The organism is Halotolerantifilum yawarlongkerapense (genome assembly GCF_054506745.1).
The window spans coordinates 2,364,419-2,379,966 of the sequence record NZ_CP199719.1 but is presented as its reverse complement, the minus strand read 5'-3'; the positions used below and the strand labels follow the sequence as shown (position 1 = coordinate 2,379,966).

Below are 15,548 nucleotides of genomic sequence, written 5' to 3'. Positions count from 1 at the left end.
GTAACCGTTCGGAACTAGGGATCAGACGGAAAAGAGCTCAAAGATGCGACCGGAGTAGACACCGGCCAGGAGCAGGAAAACGGCCAAGATGATCACGGGCAGGAGTTCGACCACGGGCTTGGCCTCCTTGGACTGGGTCCTTCCCTTCATGTTCTCTTTTCCGAAGAAGCCGTTGATGATGATCGGGAAGTAATAGACGGCATTGAGCAGGCTCGAGGCCAGGATCACGAAGAGATAGATCAGCTTGCCGGACTCGATGGTGGCCAGGCTGAGGTACCACTTGGTGATGAAGCCGGGCAGCACCGGGATCCCGACCATGGACAGGGCCCCCAGGGCGAAAATCCCGAGGGTCACGGGCAGTTCTGCGCCGAGTCCCTTGAGCTCGGAGATCTCCAGGGTTTTCTCCTGCTCGTAGATGGATCCCACGCTCAAGAAAAGCATGGATTTGGTCAGGGCGTGGGCGAAGACATGATAGAAGGCCACGCGCAGACCGAAGTCCGTTCCCAGGCCGATGGCCAGGAAGATGTAGCCCATCTGGGCGACTGAGGAGTAGGCCACCATGCGCTTGAGATTTTTTTGCAAGATGGCGAAAAGGCTTCCGATCAGCATGCCCGACGACCCCAAGATCATGAGGATCGTAAAGATCCGGGCTTCTACCAGCAGTTCGAGCGAAAAGACCTGGTAGAAGAGCTTGATCAGGAGCACCACCGGGGCTTTGATCACGATGGAAGAGAGCAGGGCGCTCGAGGGACTCGGCGCACTGTAGTGGGCATCGGGTAGCCAGATGTGGACGGGAAAGAGGGCCGCCTTGACACCGAGACCGAAACTAAAGGCCACGATGGCCACCTTGATCATCCGGTCGAACTCATGACCTCCGCTGTGAAGCGCCACCTGGATCTCGCCGAAGCTCAGGTGCCCCGTCATGGCAAAGAGATAGGCGATGCCGATGAGCACCAGACCGGAGCCCAGGATCGAGAGCACCAGGTACTTCATGGTGGCCCTGAGGTTCTCCTTCTTGTCCTTGAGCACGATGAGGCCACAGGCCGCCAGGGTGCTCAGCTCGAGAAACACATAGGCGTTGAAGAGATCGCGCGTAGCGACGATCCCTATGAGGGAGAGGAGCAAGAGGTCCACGACGGCCAGGTAAGAATGCCGCCTACCGTCGGGCAGCTCAAAATCGAGGGTGTAGTAGGCGAACCAAAGGACCAGGGCCGCGATCATTAAAAAGAGCACCGAGAGGGCCAGTTCCAGTTCCCCTACCCCGAACAGAATGCCGAAGGGCGCATCGAAACGTCCCACGGTGATCATTTTCACGGCGCCGGGTCCCCGGGCGTAGAAGGTGGCAAAGAGCGAAGCCGCGAGACCACCGTAGAGCACCACGTGGGCGATGAGCATCTTTTGCCAGTGGATGCGCTTTCGTGCGATCAAGGTGAGGAGCGCTGCCGCGAGTAGGGAAAGTAGGGTGATCAGCATCATGTTTCATCGCCTCCCGTCCAGGTAAGATCCAAGGTTCCGTATGCTTCGTAGAGTCTCACGGCCAGCGCTAGCATCAGGGCCGTCATCGAGACGGAAACCACAATGCCCGTGAGCATCAGCGCCGTGGGCAGGGGGTTCACGTAGACAGGGGACCCTTCCACGAAAAGAGGTGCCACCCCTTCCTCCACGTATCCGATGGAGGTAAAGTACAAGAAGATGGCGGTTTCCATCAGGTTCATGCCGATGATCTTCTTGATCATGTGGGGATGCAGCAAAAGGATCATGAAGCCGATGGCGAAGAGCAGGACCGCCGCCGTTTCCGTGGCGTTTGTGAGCAGGATTCTCATGCGCCTTCCCCCCCTTCGAACCAGCGGTAGAGGTGGTAGACGATTTCCCCCACCACATGGCCGACGATCAGGTTCAGAGGTAGGATCAGGCCGCCGCTCAGGATGGCCCCGGGTGTCCCCAGCGGCGGGTGGATGCCGGGGAAGAGAAAGGTAACGCCCTTCACCAGGGTGTAGAGAAGGAGCAAGGTGGCCGTTCGCGAGAGAAAGTCCACCTCGCGCGGTTTCCCCGCCAGGTCTTCTAGGAGGTAGGCCACTCCGAGCAGGCTGCCGCCGGCGAAACCGCCGCCGGGCACCAGGTGACCGAGCACCATAACCAAGAGGGCCATGAGGTGAACGAAGGGGGCGATGAGGCGGGTCACTTCGATGAAAATGATCTGGTGCATCAGCGTCTCTCCCCGATCAGGTGGTAGATGATCAGCCCAGCGGTCAGGATCACCACGGCCTCGAGCAGTGTATCGAGCGCCCGGTAATCGAGCACGATGCCCGCCACCAGGTTTTCCGCCCCGGTCTCCGCAAGGCCCTCTTCCGTATAATGACGGTAAAGGGTCCCCATGGCCGGTGAATCGGGGGAACCGAAGGTAGGGAACTCCGTGACCCCGGCGAGGAGGGCCAGGACCAAGAGAATCGTCAGAAGTACTGCGAATCCTTTCATCAGGAGACCTCCCCCACGCGACGAAGGGTCAGGTAAAAGAGAAAGCTCGTGATGCCGAGGCCCACGCCAATCTCAGTGAAGGCTAAATCTGGGGCCCCGAGAAAGAGCCAGAGCACCACCATGGCCAGACTGTAGACCATGAAGAGGACCACGCTCGAGAGGAGCGAACGGACCACGGCGACCCCCAGGGCGGTCAGGATCAGAATCAGCAGGATCATGAGTCGTAAGGTCGCCACGGGTGATCACCCCCCTTTCTTTCGGTCGCGAGGACGGCCTGTGCGATCAGATGCGAGGCCGTGGGTGTGGTGAGCCAGAGAAAGCCCACGATGAACAATAGTTTCGGTAAATTTTCCCCACCGAAGGCCAAGTGACTACCGATGACCGAGAGGATGGCCCCCAGGGTATCGCTCTTGGCCGCGCCGTGGCAGCGGCTCATGGTATCGGGAAAACGCCAGAGACCGAGGACGCCCATGGACAGAAAGAAAAAACCCGCCAGGAGCAGCAGATAACCCGTACTAGTCCACAAGTCCATCAGCCCCCAGTACTTTGGCAAAGATCACGCTACCCACGTAGCTGATGAGCGCATAGATCAGGGCCAGGTCCAGTAGTGCCCCCTGATCCGTGGCATGAGCGTAGAGGACGATCAACACCGTGAGCTTGGTACCGATCACATTGATGGCCACCAGGCGGTCGGCGGCCGTGGGTCCCACCACCGCACGGATCAGGGCGGCGAGGACGAGAAAGAGACCATAGATGAAAAAGGGTATCCATGAAACGTTCATCTTCTATCAAATCCCTTCCACTTTTTCCAAAAGTCGCACCAGCGGATGGCTGGACAGCGCGTTAACATCCTCCGGTGACAGGCCGTGTACCGTGAGCCGCTGGCCACTGATCGCCACGGTCATGGTCCCAGGGGTCAGGGTGATCGCATTGCCCAGAAGGGCGATGAGACGCGAGTCCCTCAGGCGGGTATCAAAAATGGCCATCACGGGATCTACCTGGGGATCTGGGCTGAGCAGACGCTTGGCCACCGATAGGTTGGCGATGACGATCTCCCAGAAAAGCCGCAGACCGAAGAGAAGTAAATAGCGTTTGTGCCAGCCACTCTCACGTCTTTCCCAGGGGGTCAGATAGGCCACCACTGCACCGAGCACGGCGGCCGCAATCCATCGATCGGGCGCCATGTTCCCCATGACGACCACTGCAAAAATTGTATAGATCAACCAACGCCAGATCACCGGCACCCCTCCTTTTCCTTCACTACACCTATTCATGCAATCCATATGCCAACTAGCCCCCACGGGGGCTAAAGCGTCCCCTGGGGGCGCCAAAAGGCCACTGGCGGGTACCGAGGGGCAAGAAAACCTTTTCCTGACCTGGGCGAAAAACACCCTCCGTCCATTATTGTAACAGATTTTGGGTGTAATTCGAATTAATTCGTTCAATTATGAAACATGCGTCCATTATTGTAACATTACCGCATGAGATGTTTCAGGTGATATTTCTCCAGCTTTCGATAAAGGGTCGTTCGACTGATCCCCAGGATACGTGCGGCCTCGGTCAGGTTGTCGCGGTGGGCCGCCACGGTGCGTTCGATCACGCGCCGCTCGACGGTCTCTAGACTGAGGTCCGTCTCAACAGCCTCGATAAAACCCGTCTCCTCCCGTACGGACTCCAAAAGATGGGGCGGCAGGTGGCGGTCCTCCAGCTTGTCGCCTCCCCCCAGCAAATGCAGGGACTGCTGGAGGATATTCTGCAGCTCGCGGACGTTGCCCGGCCAGTCGTGCAGGGACAGTTTCTGGAGAAAGCTCTCTGACAGGTCGATGTCACCGGCACCAGCTTTTTTCAAGATGGCCTCGACGAGTAGCATCAGATCGCCGGGTCGCTCGCGTAAAGGCGGGATCTGGAGCATGACCACGTTCAGGCGGTAAAAGAGATCACCCCGGAAATTACCGCGTCGCACTTCTTCCTGGAGGTCTTTGTTCGTGGCTGCGATGACGCGGACGTCCACGGGGATCACCTCGTGCCCGCCCACGCGCATGAGCTCTTTGGTCTCGAGCACGCGGAGCAGGGTCGCCTGGGTGTCGAGCGGCATATCGCCGATCTCATCGAGAAAGAGCGTACCGCCGTCGGCGAGTTCGAACTTGCCCGGGTGGCCCCCGCGCTTGGCGCCGGTAAAGGCTCCTTCCACGTAGCCAAAGAGCTCGCTGGCCACGAGATCCCTGGGGATGGCCCCGCAGTTGAGGAAGACGAAGGGACGGTTCTGACGCGGTGAGGCGTTGTGGATGGACTGGGCGAAGAGTTCCTTCCCGGTACCGCTCTCCCCCAGGATCAGTACCGTGGCCTCGGAGTCAGAGGCATGGGAGGCAAGGCGGAGGGCGTCTAGGATCGGTCGCGACCGCCCGAGGATATCGTCAAAAGTGTAGATGGCGCCCGTCCCTGCCAAGCGGTTGATCAGGTGGTGGACATTTTTCGCTTCGCGCAGCGTGAGAACGGCCTCGCGGTAGGGTTGATCGGCGTGTTCGAGGGGGGTGAAGGTGACCAAGAGGTTGAGGCGACGGCCCGACTTGGTGTGAAAGGTCATTTCGGTCTCTTCGATCTTATCCTTACCGCCGAAGGCTTTGGTGAGGGCCGCCAGACTCTCACCCTTGAGCAGGTGGGAGAGCGGAGTTCCCGCGAGGTTTTTCTTCGGATGGCCCATCATGCGACGGGCCACCCCGTTGATGTCGCGGATCACCCCCCGCTCATCGATACAGAGGATCCCTTCCTTCATGGCCTCCATCATGGCCAGGCTGTGCTCGTGGGCACGCGCCAGATTGCGGTTGGCCGTGATCAGGGCGAGCTCGTGGCCGATGGCCTCGGCACTGGCCAGGGCCATGCCCAGGGTGTGGGGGTGCACCTTCTCGTAGTGGCCGGAGATGCTGATGACCCCGAGCACCCGGTCGTCGCCACCGACGATGGGGGCCGCGGACGTGGTCCACTCGTGGTAGATGCGTCGGTAGTGCTCGGCACCCATGACCTGGATGGCCCGTCCGGTGACGAGGGAGAGACCGATGGCATTGGTCCCGATGAGGCTTTCTGATACGTTGGCACCGGGCACGACCCCCAGGGTCCTGCCGGTGGTTCTCGCGGTTTCTCCGCCGATGATTTCGAGGACATAACCCTCGTGATCGGTGATGCGTACCACGAACTGGTCGGCGCCGACGATACTGTGGATGGAGCGCATGAAGGGTCGGGCCACATCGAGGAGAGCGGTACTATCGCTCAGCCGCTTCTCGAGGTCCGGCCCTCCCAGTATCTCCGTAAAGCCGGTTCCATCGGGATCCACCCCATGGTCCCGCGAGCGGCGCCAGCTCTCCAGGATCTCGTTCGCCACCAGTCCTTTTTCGGGTTCTCCACCCGCTATGTAAGCATGCCAGGCCTTCTGGTAGGCCTTTCGTCTTTCGAATCGATCTTTTCCAGGCATCCTTGTCCCCCCTTAATATTTGCAATATCCCCCCAGGGGGTATACGAAAACAACAATTTGCTGTATACTATACGTGTAAACGAATCTCATTTCGAATAACAGGAGGCGTTCTATTATGACGAAAACACTGACCATCGAAGGCATGAGCTGCATGCACTGCGTGAACCGCGTACAGAAGTCACTAGAAGCCCTCGAGGGCGTGACCAAGGTTCAGGTCAACCTGGAAGCAGGCCGTGCCGTCGTGGAATCCGATCGGGAGATTGCCGATCAGACGCTGGTAGAAGCCGTGGATGAGGCGGGCTACGACGCAACCGTCGCTTCATAAACACAAGAACAGCAGTAGACAAAGAGGTCCCTTGATTGCGCTACCGGCGCGACCCGAGGGACCTCTTTTTTATTTCAGGAATTTTTCTAGCGCATCGCTCAGATCCGCTAGCATTCGCTCGTCGCCGGTCTTGATCGCGTCGACCACGCAGTGGTTGATATGGTCCTCGAGGACAAGCTTCCCCACGTTGTTCAGGGCCGATCGGACGGCGGCGATCTGAACCAAGATATCGCTACAATCCCGCCCCTCGTCGTACATCCGTTTGATGGATTCAGCGTGTCCGGCGATTCGCGCCAGCCTATTGGTGACTTCTTTCTTCCTGTGGTGCCCGTGTTCCCGCATGCTCCGCCTCCCCCCTACTGCTCTTTCTACTGTCTTCATGATACCCGCAGGGGGGCCTACCTGTCAAACGAAGGACCTGGTTGGGTCTCGAAATAGGAGGCCGTCTCCAGACCACCGTGGTTGCCGGCGATCATGGGGATCCCATTGACGCGCGTGAGGCAGCCGGCGAAATGTCCCGCATAGGTGAAAAGCCCCACCATGCTGTAGAAGGCCCTGGGTGAAAAGCGCTTCTTTCCGGCCACCAGCAAAGTGCGCTGGGGTGGGCTGCAGAATTCCTGGTAGAGATAATCCCCAGTCTCGAGTCCTTCTTCAACGGCTTTCAACCACTGGGTCTCGTCGGTGGCGATACCGAGGAGCACGCCTTTGGTGGCGTATCGGTCCGATGGTTTGAGCACCCACCGGTTCTTCTCCTCGATCACGATCCCCGCACTTTTGGCCGTCAAGGCCGCCGTCACAGGCACGTGGTCGCGGATGAAACGCTGGGTCTCGGCAGAGAAGTGATGGCGAAAGCGCTCATCGTGCAAGAGTTCAAAGGATTTTTTATTATGGGGCACCTGGGTGCGGAAGGAACCCACCAGGCAGACGGCATCTCCCAGGTAGGCATCGATGAGCGGCCGACACCGATCCACGTCTTCCATGAGATCGGAGGTTACAAGCCGCCGGTAGACGAGGTCGATGGGACCCGAGGGTGACAGGAGCCTGCCCGATACGTACCGGAGCTCTTCCGGAGACCTGATCTCGCAGTGGATGCCCCGCTTCTCGAAGGCCTTGATGAAGGCCTGGAACTCTGTCTTCATCTTCCCGGGAAAATCCACGATGGCCACGCGCGGCAAACTCCCCGAGCGGTCGGTCCACTGGGCATAGCAGGAAAGGAGCACCTCGGTGTAACGATCGATCAGCTCGCGCCAGGCGATCGGCCACTGGAGTTCCTCCTGCCAGAGGGATTGGACCCCTTCCCTCTCGAAGAGGTTGGTCTCGAGCATGGCCGATGTACCATCGGTGTTGATCTCACAGATCTTGAAATCACCCACCGCACTGTAAAAGAGGTCTGTGCGCGTGATGGGCACGGGGATGTCGTAGCCGGGCTCTTTTTGAATCAGCTTTTCGAGCAGGGGATCGAAACCCATGGCCGTGCGGAACAGGGGATCGGCGAGATAGGCGCCGATGGTCTCCCGCATCATCCGGTCCGCCGCCCGGGCGATGTTTTCGAAGTCGGCGGTCTCCTCAGGCGTGTAGACCGTGGGCATATAGGTATGGGCGACGACCTCGTCCCCGTAGACGCAACCGGCTTTGATCAGTCGATCGGTGTAGTCTTTCGCATCCTGGAGATAGGCGTCGGGGCGGGCGGAGACGGCCTTTTCAAAGGTTTCGTAAAAGGTGTGCGAGGGCATCAGATCACCTCCCTAGGGGCGAGGTCCCTGCCGAGGACTTCACCCAGCGGACGGTCGAGACCTGCGAGCGGTGACAGGTCCTTCTTTTCTTCGGAAGGAAGGCCTTGCTCGGCGAGACGGATGAGTTTTGCAAGGTGCTGGTCCACGCTTTCACCGAGGAAATCCGGATTGTGCGACTCGAGCAGGGCGTTCTTCAAGCCGTCGAAGCCTGCCTCCGTGACCGCAGCGTAGCGGTCCACCAGGGTCCTGACGTTCGCCGGGTCGGCGAGGAGCCCTTTGAAAAAGGCCACGGCCGCACGATCGTAGGGCGCGGGCAGGCTGTCCAAGGTGCGAATCTCGATGTAGTGTTTCGCCCGCACAAAGGGAAAGACCATGCTCATCAGGTGGTCGGCGGTGGCGCGATCGTTTCTGTGGGGCAGTTGTGACAGGATTTTTCTCCCCGTTGGCTTGCCATCGAGAAAAATCGGCGGAACCGAAAGGAGGTAGTCGGCGTAGGCGGCGTATCCGAAGTCCTTCTCGAAGGCACCGTACTGTTGACAGCAGCGGTCCTCATCACAGGCGTTCCAGATGTGCAGGCGGGCGTTGACCCCGGGATAGGGCTTGCCGGCCCAGTAGGTGGTGTGATCGAGCCGGGAGGCCTGGAGGAGACCCAAGATGTTCCCGAGACGCATCTTATCGACAAAATCCTTCTCATCCCTGTAGTCGATGGCAATCTGCTGGGCTGCGGATCCCTTCATCATATCGTGGGCCAGGGGGCCGCAGCTTTCGAAGTAATCGTGCATCCAGCGGTAGCGGTCCTTGGGCAGGAGGCTGATCTCGCCGATGGGGGTCACCGGCTGGTAACCCGTGGCCAGGAGCTTGAGCCCACGCGCCTTGAGCAGTGGTTCCAACCGGTCGAAGAGAAAGCGGCGCCGCTCGAAAAGTGCCTCCAGGGTATCGGTCACATCCACACTGATCTCGAACTGGCTTCCCGGTTCGAGCGTAATGGCAAAGTGCTCGAAACGCAGGCCGAGCAGGTCGTCTTTTTCGTAGGTCGTCACCACGGCCTCGGGCGCCAGTTCTTCCAGGATGCCGGCCACGGTCGGGTAGTCGACGGCACGGTAGTCCGCATCGACGATGAAATATTCAAATTCTGCTCCGACACGTCCTTTGGCAGACGTTTCCCCGGAGCGTAGGATCTCGATCAATTGTTCTCTCATGTTTTCACCTCATCCTTAATCATACCATTTTGCCCGGAATCCTGTTAGTGGTAATTGAGAAGTTCTAGCGACGTATGCTACAATAGAGCAGATATGAGGTGAGAAGACATGTTCAACTTGAAAGACAAACGCTACCTGCTCCTGCTCGGTATCTATCCTTTTTTCGGATTGCTCTTTCTCTTGGCCGAGAGCCGGACGGGCGGATACCATCTGATGACCATATCCCTGGACTACGCCCTGCCCTTCGTGCCGCCCATGGTCCTCTTCTACCTAATGTGGTTTCCCTACGTAGGCGTCGCAGTGGGGTTTTTCGCTCTCTACTCTGAGCGTGATTTCAAACACCTGCTCTTTTTGATCTACACGGGGATGGCCCTGAGCTACGTGGTCTATTTCGTCTACCCCACGGCCCAGAACCTACGCCCGAACCCACTGCCCGATGGGTTCTTTTCGCAGATCGTAGCCTTTCTCTACAGGACGGATACACCCACGAACGTGGCCCCGAGCATCCATGCCATCGACGCCGTGGCGGTGCACCTGGTGGTGAGCCGGTCGCGCCTCACGTCAAGCCGCCCTTTCCTCCGCCACGCCTCTGCCTTTTTGAGCGTCGGGATCTTGCTCTCCACCCTGCTGATCAAGCAACACGCGATCGTCGATGTGGTCACCGGCACGGTGTTGGTATTCGGCCTCGACGCCCTCTACAAGAAGACCATCAAACCCAGAATGAAAAAGGCCGAATCCTCAGATCCGACCTAGTCTTTCCTCCACTCGCGCAATGGACCGTCCCGGCAGGGGCGGTTTTTCCTTATCCAGACGTTCGATCAGATGCGCGAGTCCCTCGGGTCCCTTGCGGTCTTCCACGAACAAGGTGGTGGGCTGGGTAACCTTCGCATAGCCATCGGGGTGCGTCAGGTGGAGGATGGGTACCACCGGTACCCGTTCGTCCCCGATGCCCCTTCGGACCTGCTTGGCGTGGGTGCCCACCTGTTTCATGGGATTGTAGAGGTGGCGCTGGTGGCCCTCCCGCTTGGACAGGAGCCAACTCTCTTCTCCGCCACGTCCCTGTAGCTTGCCCCGCACGTGCTTGGTCTCCACCACGTAGAGGGCGCTACGCCCGATCACCAGGTGGTCGATTTGGCTACCGTTGAAATGAATATCGCTGTAGATCACATAGGATTTCGGTAGCATCTTCAGGCGCTTGTCGGTGATGCGTTCCCCTTCGAGACCGCTCTTGACAATCCGCCGCTGTTTTTCAATCCGCTTGTACGCGAAAAGCGGTACCGGGGTTGCCAACAGGAGCAGGGGGAAATAGTAGGACGCACCCAGGATCAGAATAGCCAGCACGGCCATGAAAAAGCGGAGCCACCAGAGTCGTCGGTAGGCGCGGTAGAGGTAGCGTCCCTTCTTAGCGACCCGGGCCATCGAGCGCCTCCATCACCGATGCAAAAAAGGATCCGATAGACGTATTGTACACAAGATCTGCCCGTCCATCGTAAGGGGTAGGCGTTCGGTTGACCAGCACCAGCTGATCCCCGCGATAATAGTCGATCAGTCCCGCCGCCGGATAGACCACCAAGGAGGTGCCACCCACGATGAGAAGATCGGCCGAGGCGATCAATCGCACCGCTGCCGTCAGCACGTCGTGGTTCAGACCCTCTTCATAAAGCACCACATCGGGACGCACCACACCCCCGCAGATTGGACAGGCGGGCACTTCTTCCTCGAGGTCGAGGAAGGCCTTGAGATCAAAACGCTCACCACAGCCCACACAGTAGTTCCGGTGGACCGATCCATGGACCTCGTGTACCACCAGGCTACCGGCCACCTGGTGGAGACCGTCGATATTCTGGGTGACAATACCGGCCAATTTTCCCCGTCCCTCGAGCTCGGCAAGCGCGCGGTGCAGGGCGTTGGGCTTTGCCTGGGGCCATAGGAGATTCTCCCTGTAGTACTTGTAAAAAAGCGGTTTATGGCGATCGAAGAAACTTCGGCTGATCAGTTGCTCCGGTGGATAACCGTAGACTTCTTTCGCATGGTAGAGCCCGCTCTCCGAACGGAAGTCCGGGATACCCGATTCCGTCGATGTGCCGGCTCCGCCGAAAAATACAATCTGATCCGATGCGCGGATCAACTCGAGGAGTTTTTCCATACCGTCCCTCGTTTCTGTTCGTAGTTTTTCTTGGCAATCTCGGCGAGGACCAGTAGATCCTCAATGCTACCGCCCTTATAGACGAAATGCTGGTGTTCAACCTCCGTCTCTTCATCGGTGTGCTTGAGCAGGTGCACGTGTTCGGAGAGCGTAGGCACGGCCACATCGAACACAGCGTGGAATTCCTCCGGATCGTCCACCAACTTCACGATGCGGTCTCCCAGTGCCGAGATAATCGAAACACCCGTCTCATCATTTTGCCGTCGGTAACCCTCTCCGAAAACGCGGTGGATGATCTTGGCGAACTGGTACCCGTGACCCTTGAAGTAATAATGATGCATAGCTTTCCCCCCTCTAGACAGCAGTTAACAGGTGGGCTACAAACGACCCGCCCGAAAGATTTTCCTTTCGTTTCACTATATACCACAAAAGAGCGGCCTTCATTCAGGCCGCTCACCGTGTCTATGGTTTTATGATCCGAGCCCCGACGAGGGTGTACCCTTGAAAATCCGGATCGCCCGGGAAGAGAAGCGCTTCGCCAAAGTGTTTTTCCAACATCCGCTGCACGTCGAAACCCAGGGATTCGAGGCTGTAATGCCGCTCCTCCGGCTTGACACAGGGGAGGCCTTTTGACCGCGTGCAGCGCTCGCAGGCGAAACACTCGCCGGCGATCAGGATGGCTTCCCCCTCCCTGGCTTCTGCGACCATCGCCCCGGCCATCTCTTGTCTGGCTTTGTTGAAAATCGCCAGCTTCTCATCGCTCTGGTAAGGAACTAGCCAGCGGTAGAGAACCGCCTCCGAGAAGTCGCCCAGGATCATCAGCGGGTCCACCTCGTGGGGTGGACAGGTCCAAAGTTTCCCGTGATGCTTACAGGACGAACAGTAGCCGAAAATCCGCTCCGGATCATGAGAGAGGAGGAGTTCGTCGTGCCGTATTCTCACGGTCCTACGTACGGTCATGACTTTCACTCCCCTTCAGAAATAGCTTCTCCAATATCTCGCTTGCGGAGGAAAAGTGCATGTGCACGTAACAGGCGTAGGTCGCTTCTTTGTGGTAACCGGCAGGTCGCCAGTGGTCGCTCCCGCGGTCCGTCTCGTACCAGCGATCGATTTCCCCCGTCATCTCGGCGACGGAGTGGTGGAAGCTGTGACCCGTCGCCTTGAGACCCTGCCAGCGGATGTGGCGGTAACCAAAGTCCTGTAGGCGGTCGGTCATGGTGATGGCAAGGGGGAGAAAACCCACGAGGGGGACCTCTTTCACCGTCTCGGCCAGGTACATCATGCCACCGCACTCAGCATAACAAGCACCTCCGCTTTCAAGATAGTCACCTACCGAGGACAGCATCGAACGGTTGTCCGCCAAGGCTTCTAGATGGAGCTCCGGATACCCACCGGGAAGATAGAGGGCCGTCACGCCCTCCGGTAGCTGCTCATCGCCAAGCGGCGAAAAGGTCTTCACGACAAACCCCCGTCTTTGGAACCATTCGTGGACATCGTCGTAGATAAAACTGAAGGCCGCATCAGAGGCGATGGCCGCCACACCACGGCTCGGGGGCGCCAGGTGCAGTTCTCTTCTTTTCGGTGGTATGTCGGTCCCCAGGGCAAGGAGCCCCGAGAGGTCCATGGTCTCCAGGGCCGTCTCGGAGAGTCGCTCCACAATCCGGTCGATACCCTCTCGCTCCCCAGGGGTCACGAGACCCAGATGGCGCGAAGGCAGGTGTACCTCTTCCATGGCGGGTAGATAGCCGTAGACCCTGAGCGGCAGATGCTTCTCGATCATGTTCCGGTAGTAGGGAACGCTATGGGGCTTGACCTTGTTCAGGATCACACCGGCCACCTTGATCCTCGGATCGAACTTCATGAACCCCGAAAGGAGGGCCAGAAGGGACTGGGCCATCCCCGTGGGATCGATCACGAAGACCACGGGGAGGTTGAGCGTTCTGGCCAGGTGGGCGGTAGAACCGTTGTCGAGCCCATCCCCCTTGCCATCATAAAGCCCCATGACCCCCTCGATCACCAGGGTCCGCGCATCCGTGGCCTTCTCGGCCAGAACTTCTGCCGCGCCTTTGCTTCCCATCATCACGAGGTCGACGTTTCCCGTGGGTAAACCCAGCACCTGCCGATGGAACATGGGGTCTATGTAATCGGGACCCACCTTGAGGGCCGCGGGCTTGTGGCCCGCTTTTTTCAAGGCGCCGAGCAGGGCCATCGTTACCGTTGTCTTGCCACCGCCGGAGCGGGGCGCCGATAGAATAAAGGCTTTTGCCATCTTAAACCCATCCGATCAAACTGAGTGCGCTATAGACGAGAAGGCCCGCCATGACCAGGTTGAAGGGTCTTCGGTAGGCCGAGAGGAACTTCCGAAAGAGCATGCCGAAAAATCCCCAGAGGAGGAGGGCCAGAAAGGCCAGGAAGCTCAGGAAGAGCACGAGTCCGAACACACCGATCATCGAGCCAGACAGCGGGATCACGAAATTGGCCACCACGGTGAGGGCATAGAGAATCGCCTTCACATTGACCAGCTGCAGGAGGACACCGTTTTGAAAGGAATTGAGCGGAATGGCCTCATCGCCGGCTCCCTTCACATCGCTGTGCCCCACCTTATAGGCCAGGTACAGCATGTAGAAGAAGCCCACCCAGGCCATCGCGGGTTTCGCCTGCGGGATGATGCGGCTCAGGGTCACGTTGAAGGTCGCGCTGAGGAGCAGGATCCCCAAAAACCCCACGAAGACCCCGGCCATAAAGGGCAGGGTTTTCTTCAGGCCGTAGCGGTTGGAACTGGCCATAGAAGTAATGGTATTGGGACCCGGTGTAAAGGTCACGACAAAGGCATAGGTGAAAAAAGGTAGCAGCTCACTCATACGATACGCCTCCTAGGGGACAATGATTTCGTTCTGGTGTAGGTGCGAGAGGATATAGTCGGCCACGTCCTCGGGGGCACGCAGCCGGCTCTTGTCTTTGATATGGTCCGTTTGCTCCCAAAATGCGGTGCGCATGCCACCCATGAAAACCGCGTGAACGGAAAAGGGGTGGTCTTCGTGGTGGAGTGCTTCGGAAAACCCACGCAGACCGAATTTCGACGCACAGTATACGGATTCGTTGCGTTTGCCCACGAGGCCAGCCGTGCTGATGATATTGATCAGCCTACCATCGATCAGCTCTTCAAAAATGCGGGCCATGTAGATGGGACCCTTGAGGTTGATATCGATCATAGCATCGATGGCATCGAGAGACAGCTCACTCAAGGGACCGAAGTAGCCCACGCCGGCGCAGTTGATCAGGTCGTCGATGCGAATCCCCTCTTTCTCCAGGGCTTGTTTCACCTTTTGGAGGGAAGTGCCATCGCGCACATCCAATGAGAAGGTCCTGGCCCCGTGACTCTCCTCCAGTTCTTCGAGAGCCCGGCTATTGCGTCCGATCAGAATCAGGTCGTGGGAGGCTTTCAGACGGTCAGCCAGTACGCGGCCGAGGCCACTGGTGGCACCGGTGATCAGTGCGGTGGGCATGGTATCGCTCCTTTCTATGGGGAAAAAGATTCTTCTGTCTCTAGTTTATCATATGAGAGGCCCGACTGACGAAAACAGGCCGAAAGACAGGAGAATATTACACCCCCCGCATAAGCGGAAGGGCCAGCTGCCCTTCTTTTTCATCGCCCAGCCATTCCACCTTCCCCCTATCGATCAAAAGGGCTGTGTAGGCCGCGGCCAGGGCATCGAGACCATCGATGGTCTCTTTCTTCGTCAGTCCCGATAGACACGCGTCCGGACCGAGTCCCGCGAGTAGGTCCAGACGCTGCCGCATCCCTTCTGCCCTGTCCTTTTTTGACAGCCTCTCTCCCGACAGCACGCGGAAGGTCCCCTGTGGGAATACTTCAGCCGCGCCGGGCGGCACTCCCCCTTGTCCCAGGCGCGGGTAGCCGCGGTCGGCGAGCGCTTCGAAGAGCGCCACGGCCTCCTGCATCCAGTGGAAGAAGGGGTCGGCCCGGTCGAGGTCCCGCGGTGTCCCGTAGACACCAATGCCGCGTTTTCTGAGGAGTATTTCCGATAGTTTGTAGTCGGAAAAACTTGTGCCCGGCTTTAGGCCCAACCTTTTTCGCATAGCGGGATCCAAAGCCAATCCATGGCTGGGACCCGAGGGTCCATCGATCCCGATCACACGCGGCGCCTTCTCCTTTACCAGACCCACTAGCGCTACAGAGGACATC

Annotated in this window: 22 protein-coding genes; 2 read left to right on the top strand and 20 right to left on the bottom strand. The window is 58.6% G+C overall.

Annotated elements, in window-relative coordinates:
* Positions 1-21 precede the first annotated feature (21 nt).
* The 9 genes from ACULM0_RS11745 to ACULM0_RS11705 form a co-directional block, all read right to left on the bottom strand.
* Entirely contained in the window at positions 22-1,476 is a 1,455-nt protein-coding gene (locus tag ACULM0_RS11745; RefSeq protein ID WP_463677722.1) for a complex I subunit 5 family protein, read from the bottom strand.
* On the bottom strand, positions 1,473-1,823 hold the full coding sequence (locus tag ACULM0_RS11740) for a sodium:proton antiporter (protein ID WP_463677721.1): 351 nt from the start codon (positions 1,821-1,823) through the stop codon (positions 1,473-1,475). The genes ACULM0_RS11745 and ACULM0_RS11740 overlap by 4 nt, the downstream gene beginning before the upstream one ends.
* Positions 1,820-2,206 (bottom strand): MnhB domain-containing protein, encoded by a 387-nt coding sequence (locus ACULM0_RS11735; RefSeq protein ID WP_463677720.1) that lies wholly within the window; start codon positions 2,204-2,206, stop codon positions 1,820-1,822. The genes ACULM0_RS11740 and ACULM0_RS11735 overlap by 4 nt, the downstream gene beginning before the upstream one ends.
* Positions 2,206-2,475, bottom strand: coding sequence for a hydrogen gas-evolving membrane-bound hydrogenase subunit E (mbhE, locus tag ACULM0_RS11730; protein ID WP_463677719.1), 270 nt, complete (start codon positions 2,473-2,475; stop codon positions 2,206-2,208). Before mbhE ends, ACULM0_RS11735 begins: the two co-directional genes overlap by 1 nt.
* Complete coding sequence (locus ACULM0_RS11725; protein WP_463677718.1) at positions 2,475-2,711, bottom strand: hydrogenase subunit MbhD domain-containing protein; 237 nt, start codon at positions 2,709-2,711, stop codon at positions 2,475-2,477. Before ACULM0_RS11725 ends, mbhE begins: the two co-directional genes overlap by 1 nt.
* A complete protein-coding gene (gene mnhG, locus ACULM0_RS11720; RefSeq protein WP_463677717.1) occupies positions 2,690-3,001 on the bottom strand; it encodes a monovalent cation/H(+) antiporter subunit G in 312 nt (103 codons plus the stop codon). The genes ACULM0_RS11725 and mnhG overlap by 22 nt, the downstream gene beginning before the upstream one ends.
* Complete coding sequence (locus tag ACULM0_RS11715) at positions 2,991-3,257, bottom strand: monovalent cation/H+ antiporter complex subunit F (protein WP_463677716.1); 267 nt, start codon at positions 3,255-3,257, stop codon at positions 2,991-2,993. Before ACULM0_RS11715 ends, mnhG begins: the two co-directional genes overlap by 11 nt.
* A 6-nt stretch (positions 3,258-3,263) precedes the next feature.
* Positions 3,264-3,713: a Na+/H+ antiporter subunit E gene (locus ACULM0_RS11710; protein ID WP_463677715.1), complete on the bottom strand. Its 450-nt coding sequence runs from the start codon at positions 3,711-3,713 to the stop codon at positions 3,264-3,266.
* Between the two features lie 236 nt (positions 3,714-3,949).
* Positions 3,950-5,941 carry a sigma-54-dependent Fis family transcriptional regulator gene (locus tag ACULM0_RS11705; protein ID WP_463677714.1) on the bottom strand — a complete coding sequence of 664 codons (1,992 nt, stop codon included), beginning with the start codon at positions 5,939-5,941 and terminating at the stop codon, positions 3,950-3,952.
* A gap of 115 nt (positions 5,942-6,056) precedes the next feature.
* On the opposite strand from ACULM0_RS11705, the gene ACULM0_RS11700 reads away from it, so the two are divergent.
* Positions 6,057-6,266, top strand: a complete 210-nt coding sequence (locus ACULM0_RS11700) for a heavy-metal-associated domain-containing protein (protein WP_463677713.1) — start codon at positions 6,057-6,059, stop codon at positions 6,264-6,266.
* Between the two features lie 69 nt (positions 6,267-6,335).
* Here ACULM0_RS11700 and ACULM0_RS11695 read toward each other — a convergent pair whose 3' ends face one another.
* The 3 genes from ACULM0_RS11695 to ACULM0_RS11685 are packed head-to-tail and all read right to left on the bottom strand — an operon-like array spanning position 6,336 to position 9,198.
* Complete coding sequence (locus tag ACULM0_RS11695; RefSeq protein ID WP_463677712.1) at positions 6,336-6,608, bottom strand: metal-sensing transcriptional repressor; 273 nt, start codon at positions 6,606-6,608, stop codon at positions 6,336-6,338.
* A gap of 56 nt (positions 6,609-6,664) precedes the next feature.
* Positions 6,665-7,999 (bottom strand): hypothetical protein, encoded by a 1,335-nt coding sequence (locus ACULM0_RS11690; protein WP_463677711.1) that lies wholly within the window; start codon positions 7,997-7,999, stop codon positions 6,665-6,667.
* Entirely contained in the window at positions 7,999-9,198 is a 1,200-nt protein-coding gene (locus ACULM0_RS11685) for a glutamate-cysteine ligase family protein (RefSeq protein ID WP_463677710.1), read from the bottom strand. Before ACULM0_RS11685 ends, ACULM0_RS11690 begins: the two co-directional genes overlap by 1 nt.
* A 108-nt stretch (positions 9,199-9,306) precedes the next feature.
* Between ACULM0_RS11685 and ACULM0_RS11680 the strand changes: the two genes are divergently transcribed.
* Positions 9,307-9,951, top strand: a complete 645-nt coding sequence (locus ACULM0_RS11680; protein WP_463677709.1) for a phosphatase PAP2 family protein — start codon at positions 9,307-9,309, stop codon at positions 9,949-9,951.
* Here ACULM0_RS11680 and ACULM0_RS11675 read toward each other — a convergent pair.
* From ACULM0_RS11675 to ACULM0_RS11640, 8 genes are all read right to left on the bottom strand, one after another.
* Entirely contained in the window at positions 9,937-10,617 is a 681-nt protein-coding gene (locus tag ACULM0_RS11675) for a nuclease-related domain-containing protein (RefSeq protein WP_463677708.1), read from the bottom strand. The two genes, ACULM0_RS11680 and ACULM0_RS11675, sit on opposite strands and share 15 nt — an antisense overlap.
* Positions 10,601-11,344 carry an NAD-dependent protein deacylase gene (locus ACULM0_RS11670; RefSeq protein WP_463677707.1) on the bottom strand — a complete coding sequence of 248 codons (744 nt, stop codon included), beginning with the start codon at positions 11,342-11,344 and terminating at the stop codon, positions 10,601-10,603. The genes ACULM0_RS11675 and ACULM0_RS11670 overlap by 17 nt, the downstream gene beginning before the upstream one ends.
* Positions 11,323-11,685: a hypothetical protein gene (locus ACULM0_RS11665; protein WP_463677706.1), complete on the bottom strand. Its 363-nt coding sequence runs from the start codon at positions 11,683-11,685 to the stop codon at positions 11,323-11,325. Before ACULM0_RS11665 ends, ACULM0_RS11670 begins: the two co-directional genes overlap by 22 nt.
* Positions 11,686-11,806: 121 nt before the next feature.
* Positions 11,807-12,304 carry a DUF2284 domain-containing protein gene (locus tag ACULM0_RS11660; RefSeq protein ID WP_463677705.1) on the bottom strand — a complete coding sequence of 166 codons (498 nt, stop codon included), beginning with the start codon at positions 12,302-12,304 and terminating at the stop codon, positions 11,807-11,809.
* The gene (locus ACULM0_RS11655) at positions 12,291-13,613 is read right to left on the bottom strand and encodes a cobyrinate a,c-diamide synthase (RefSeq protein WP_463677704.1); all 1,323 of its coding nucleotides are present in this window, start codon (positions 13,611-13,613) and stop codon (positions 12,291-12,293) included. Before ACULM0_RS11655 ends, ACULM0_RS11660 begins: the two co-directional genes overlap by 14 nt.
* A gap of 1 nt (position 13,614) precedes the next feature.
* Positions 13,615-14,205, bottom strand: a complete 591-nt coding sequence (locus tag ACULM0_RS11650; protein WP_463677703.1) for a LysE family transporter — start codon at positions 14,203-14,205, stop codon at positions 13,615-13,617.
* 12 nt (positions 14,206-14,217) lie between these two features.
* A complete protein-coding gene (locus tag ACULM0_RS11645; RefSeq protein ID WP_463677702.1) occupies positions 14,218-14,850 on the bottom strand; it encodes an SDR family NAD(P)-dependent oxidoreductase in 633 nt (210 codons plus the stop codon).
* A gap of 97 nt (positions 14,851-14,947) precedes the next feature.
* Positions 14,948-15,547 (bottom strand): DUF429 domain-containing protein, encoded by a 600-nt coding sequence (locus ACULM0_RS11640; RefSeq protein WP_463677701.1) that lies wholly within the window; start codon positions 15,545-15,547, stop codon positions 14,948-14,950.
* Position 15,548 lies beyond the last annotated feature (1 nt).